The organism is Chryseobacterium aquifrigidense (assembly GCF_006716485.1).
GTDB lineage: Bacteria > Bacteroidota > Bacteroidia > Flavobacteriales > Weeksellaceae > Chryseobacterium > Chryseobacterium vietnamense.
Map to the genome: position 1 here is coordinate 1 of NZ_VFPD01000008.1, position 4119 is coordinate 4119.

Consider the following 4119-nt stretch of genomic DNA (forward strand, 5'->3'; position numbering starts at 1 on the left):
GGTTACCAAGCGTGCTGAGGGTACCTTTGAAAGCCTCCGTTACTCTTTTGGAGGCGACCACCCCAGTCAAACTACCCACCACGCAATGTCCTTCTGAAAGAAGTTAGGCTCCAAGTAAGTAAAGGGTGGTATTTCAACGTTGGCTCCACAAACACTAGCGTGCCTGCTTCAAAGCCTCCCACCTATCCTACACATTACTTACTCAAAGTCAATACGAAGTTATAGTAAAGGTTCACAGGGTCTTTTCGTCCCATTGCGGGTAATCGGCATCTTCACCGATACTACAATTTCACCGAGCTCGTGGCTGAGACAGTGCCCAGATCGTTACACCATTCGTGCAGGTCGGAACTTACCCGACAAGGAATTTCGCTACCTTAGGACCGTTATAGTTACGGCCGCCGTTTACTGGGGCTTCAGTTAATGCCTTCGGTTTAACCCTAAGCACCTTCCTTAACCTTCCAGCACCGGGCAGGTGTCAGACCCTATACAGCATCTTTCGATTTAGCAGAGTCCTGTGTTTTTGATAAACAGTCGCCTGGGCCTCTTCACTGCGGCCAACATTGCTGTTGGCGTCTCTTCTTCCGAAGTTACGAGACTATTTTGCCTAGTTCCTTAGCCACGACTCACTCGAGCACCTTAGGATTCTCTCCTCGACCACCTGTGTCGGTTTTGGTACGGGTTGCTTCACTTCGGCTTTTCTTGGATCAGATTACACTACAGCAGCTTCGCCCGAAGGCTAGGCCTTGACTATTCCGTCAGTCTCCAGCAGCTACATCCAACCGTCCCCTTTTATTGTGAGCAAGTATGGGAATATTAACCCATTGTCCATCCACTACCCCTTTCGGGTTCGCGTTAGGTCCCGACTAACCCTCAGCTGATTAGCATGGCTGAGGAAGCCTTGGTCTTTCGGTGAGCAGGTTTCTCGCCTGCTTTATCGTTACTTATGCCTACATTTTCTTTTCTATCCGCTCCACAATACCTCACAGTACTGCTTCGGCGCAAATAGAATGCTCTCCTACCAGATATATCTAAAATATAAATCCATAGCTTCGGTAATATGTTTATGCCCGATTATTATCCATGCCGGACCGCTCGACTAGTGAGCTGTTACGCACTCTTTAAATGAATGGCTGCTTCCAAGCCAACATCCTAGCTGTCAATGCAGTCCAACCGCGTTGTTTCAACTTAACATATATTTTGGGACCTTAGCTGTTGGTCTGGGTTCTTTCCCTCTCGGACATGGACCTTAGCACCCATGCCCTCACTGCCGTAGAACATTTATTAGCATTCGGAGTTTGTCAGGAATTGGTAGGCGATGAAACCCCCGCATCCAATCAGTAGCTCTACCTCTAATAAACTTATATACGACGCTGCACCTAAATGCATTTCGGAGAGTACGAGCTATCTCCCAGTTTGATTGGCCTTTCACCCCTACCCACAGGTCATCCGAAGACTTTTCAACGTCAACCGGTTCGGTCCTCCACTCTGTGTTACCAGAGCTTCAACCTGCCCATGGGTAGATCACAAGGTTTCGCGTCTAATCCTACTAACTATGCGCCCTATTCAGACTCGCTTTCGCTCCGGCTCCGGTACTTAATACCTTAACCTCGCTAGTAAAATTAACTCGTAGGCTCATTATGCAAAAGGCACGCCGTCACAGCATTACGCTGCTCCGACCGCTTGTAGGCGTACGGTTTCAGGTTCTATTTCACCCTTCTATTCGAAGTGCTTTTCACCTTTCCTTCACAGTACTTGTTCACTATCGGTCTTTCAGGAGTATTTAGCCTTGGAGGATGGTCCCCCCATATTCAGACAGGATTTCACGTGTCCCGCCCTACTCATTTATCATCTTAATATACCTTTCAAATACAGGGCTATCACCTTCTATGGCTGTTCTTTCCAGAACATTCTTTTAAATATATAAAGACTTTTGGGCTAATCCGCTTTCGCTCGCCACTACTTACGGAATCTCTTCGATTTCTTTTCCTCCGGGTACTTAGATGTTTCAGTTCTCCGGGTTTGCTCCTCTTGCGAGGTGACATATCTTCAATATGCCGGGTTGCCCCATTCGGATATCTGCGGATCAATTCGTGTGTGCCAATCCCCGCAGCTTTTCGCAGCTTACCACGTCCTTCGTCGCCTCTGAAAGCCTAGGCATCCGCCATACGCCCTTAACGATTTCTTTCCTATTGGTTACTCAAGCGCTTTATGCGCTCGGTTTTCTCTTTGTGATGTCTTTACCGTTAATGTCAATGATCTTAATGTCTTTCTTTCCAACTGATGAACAAATGTTGTTTTTGGCTCCATTCGTAACTTTTAAATCAGTCTTCCAAAACTGTGGAGAATAAGGGAGTCGAACCCTTGACCTCCTGCGTGCAAGGCAGGCGCTCTAGCCAGCTGAGCTAATTCCCCCTCTAGTTGCTGTTGGCTAAGTGCTTATTGCTTTTGGCTAAGTGCCAGTAGCAAGTCGCTATTTGCCAGCCGCCTTAATTAGTAGTCTCGGGCAGGCTCGAACTGCCGACCTCTACATTATCAGTGTAGCGCTCTAACCAGCTGAGCTACGAGACTGTCTTTTAGACGTAAAAGATGATAGACTGATAGATAATAGACTAATTTCTTCGTCTTTCTCTCTCTGCTTTTATCTTCTTTGCCTCTCTCAATCCCTTTACTAATTTCTAGTGGGTTTTGTATTTTTAATATAATCAACCAAACAAAAAACTAAAGCTATTGCTTTAAGTAAGTATAGTGTACTTGCGTACTGATTTTGTTTAACGTCATAAGACGCTCTAAAATGAGATGTTCCAGCCGCACCTTCCGGTACGGCTACCTTGTTACGACTTAGCCCTAGTTACCTGTTTTACCCTAGGCAGCTCCTGTTACGGTCACCGACTTCAGGTACCCCAGACTTCCATGGCTTGACGGGCGGTGTGTACAAGGCCCGGGAACGTATTCACCGCGCCATGGCTGATGCGCGATTACTAGCGATTCCAGCTTCATAGAGTCGAGTTGCAGACTCCAATCCGAACTGAGACCGGCTTTCGAGATTTGCATCACATCGCTGTGTAGCTGCCCTCTGTACCGGCCATTGTATTACGTGTGTGGCCCAAGGCGTAAGGGCCGTGATGATTTGACGTCATCCCCACCTTCCTCTCTACTTGCGTAGGCAGTCTCACTAGAGTCCCCAACTTAATGATGGCAACTAGTGACAGGGGTTGCGCTCGTTGCAGGACTTAACCTAACACCTCACGGCACGAGCTGACGACAACCATGCAGCACCTTGAAAAATGTCCGAAGAAAAGTCTATTTCTAAACCTGTCATTTCCCATTTAAGCCTTGGTAAGGTTCCTCGCGTATCATCGAATTAAACCACATAATCCACCGCTTGTGCGGGCCCCCGTCAATTCCTTTGAGTTTCAAACTTGCGTTCGTACTCCCCAGGTGGCTAACTTATCACTTTCGCTTAGTCTCTGAACCCAAAAGCCCAAAAACGAGTTAGCATCGTTTACGGCGTGGACTACCAGGGTATCTAATCCTGTTCGCTCCCCACGCTTTCGTCCATCAGCGTCAGTTGTTGCTTAGTAACCTGCCTTCGCAATTGGTGTTCTAAGTAATATCTATGCATTTCACCGCTACACTACTTATTCCAGCTACTTCAACAACACTCAAGACTTGCAGTATCAATGGCAGTTTCACAGTTAAGCTGTGAGATTTCACCACTGACTTACAAATCCGCCTACGGACCCTTTAAACCCAATAAATCCGGATAACGCTTGCACCCTCCGTATTACCGCGGCTGCTGGCACGGAGTTAGCCGGTGCTTATTCGTATAGTACCTTCAGCTAGATACACGTATCTAGGTTTATCCCTATACAAAAGAAGTTTACAACCCATAGGGCCGTCGTCCTTCACGCGGGATGGCTGGATCAGGCTCTCACCCATTGTCCAATATTCCTCACTGCTGCCTCCCGTAGGAGTCTGGTCCGTGTCTCAGTACCAGTGTGGGGGATCACCCTCTCAGGCCCCCTAAAGATCGTAGACTTGGTGAGCCGTTACCTCACCAACTATCTAATCTTGCGCGTGCCCATCTCTATCCACCGGAGTTTTCAATATCAAGTGATG

General features: G+C 47.6%; 2 tRNA genes and 2 rRNA genes. All 4 read right to left on the minus strand.

Going from position 1 to position 4119, the window contains the following annotated elements:
- A 23S ribosomal RNA gene (locus tag FB551_RS23105) occupies positions 1-2185 on the minus strand; the annotation flags it as partial.
- Positions 2186-2338: 153 nt separating this feature from the next.
- A tRNA-Ala gene (locus tag FB551_RS23110) sits at positions 2339-2412 on the minus strand.
- An 82-nt stretch (positions 2413-2494) separates the two neighbouring features.
- Positions 2495-2568 (minus strand) — tRNA-Ile (locus FB551_RS23115).
- Between the two features lie 221 nt (positions 2569-2789).
- Positions 2790-4119: ribosomal RNA gene (locus tag FB551_RS23120) — 16S ribosomal RNA — on the minus strand; the annotation flags it as partial.